The organism is Synechococcus sp. R55.7, assembly GCF_047461955.1.
GTDB lineage: Bacteria > Cyanobacteriota > Cyanobacteriia > Thermostichales > Thermostichaceae > Thermostichus.
Genome location: NZ_JANSIC010000380.1, coordinates 1 through 1,060, shown reverse-complemented (window position 1 = coordinate 1,060; position 1,060 = coordinate 1). Strand labels below are relative to the sequence as shown.

Sequence of the window (1,060 nt, the reverse complement as noted above, 5' to 3'; positions counted from 1 at the left end):
TTTAGAGCGCATTGCCGCGGGGGAGGACTTCTTCAGGGAACTCAAAGCGCTCATGGGGCTGGTCCTGCGGCGCCATCCACGCCCGAATCCCCTCGTTCAGCAAAATGTTCTTCGTGTAAAACGTCTCAAACTCAGGGTCTTCCGCTGCCCGCACCTCCTGACTGATAAAGTCATACGCCCGCAGGTTCAGCGCCAACCCCACTACCCCAATGCTCGACATCCACAAACCCGTCACCGGCACAAACAACATGAAAAAGTGCAGCCACCGCTTGTTGGAAAACGCTATCCCAAAAATCTGGCTCCAGTACCGGTTGGCCGTCACCATCGAGTAGGTCTCCTCCGACTGCGTCGGCTCAAACGCCCGAAAGGTGCTGGCCGCATCCCCATCCTGAAACAGGGTGTTCTCCACCGTCGCCCCATGGATGGCACACAACAGCGCTCCACCCAAAACGCCAGCCACCCCCATCATGTGGAACGGGTTCAGCGTCCAGTTGTGGAACCCCTGGAAAAACAGCAAAAAGCGGAAAATCCCCGCCACCCCAAAGCTGGGCGCAAAAAACCAGCTGCTCTGCCCCAGCGGGTAAATCAAAAACACGCTCACAAACACCGCTATCGGCGCGCTAAACGCAATGGCGTTGTAGGGCCGCACCCCCACCAGCCGGGCAATCTCAAATTGCCGCAGCATAAAGCCAATCAGCCCCAGCGCTCCGTGCAGGGCCACAAAGGTCCACAGCCCCCCAATCTGGCACCAGCGGGTGAAGTCCCCCTGGGCTTCGGGGCCCCACAGCAGCAGCAGGCTGTGCCCCATGCTGTCGGCGGGGGTGGAGACGGCTACGGTCAAAAAGTTGCACCCTTCCAGGTAGGAGCTGGCCAACCCGTGGGTGTACCAGGAAGTTACAAAGGTGGTGCCGGTGAGCCAGCCGCCCAGGGCTAGGTAAGCGCAGGGGAACAGCAGCAGCCCGGACCAGCCGATAAACACGAATCTGTCGCGCTTGAGCCAGTCATCGACGATGTCGAACCATCCTCGCTCCTGACGCACGCGCCCTACCGCTATGGTCAT

The 1,060-nt window shown here is 59.9% G+C and carries 1 protein-coding gene; it reads right to left on the bottom strand.

Features of this window, described 5'->3' with window-relative positions; translation table 11 throughout:
* Position 1: 1 nt before the first annotated feature.
* A partial coding sequence (gene psbD / locus NW820_RS12625; RefSeq protein ID WP_414332488.1) for a photosystem II D2 protein (photosystem q(a) protein) occupies positions 2–1,060 on the bottom strand: 1,059 nt, incomplete at its 5' end.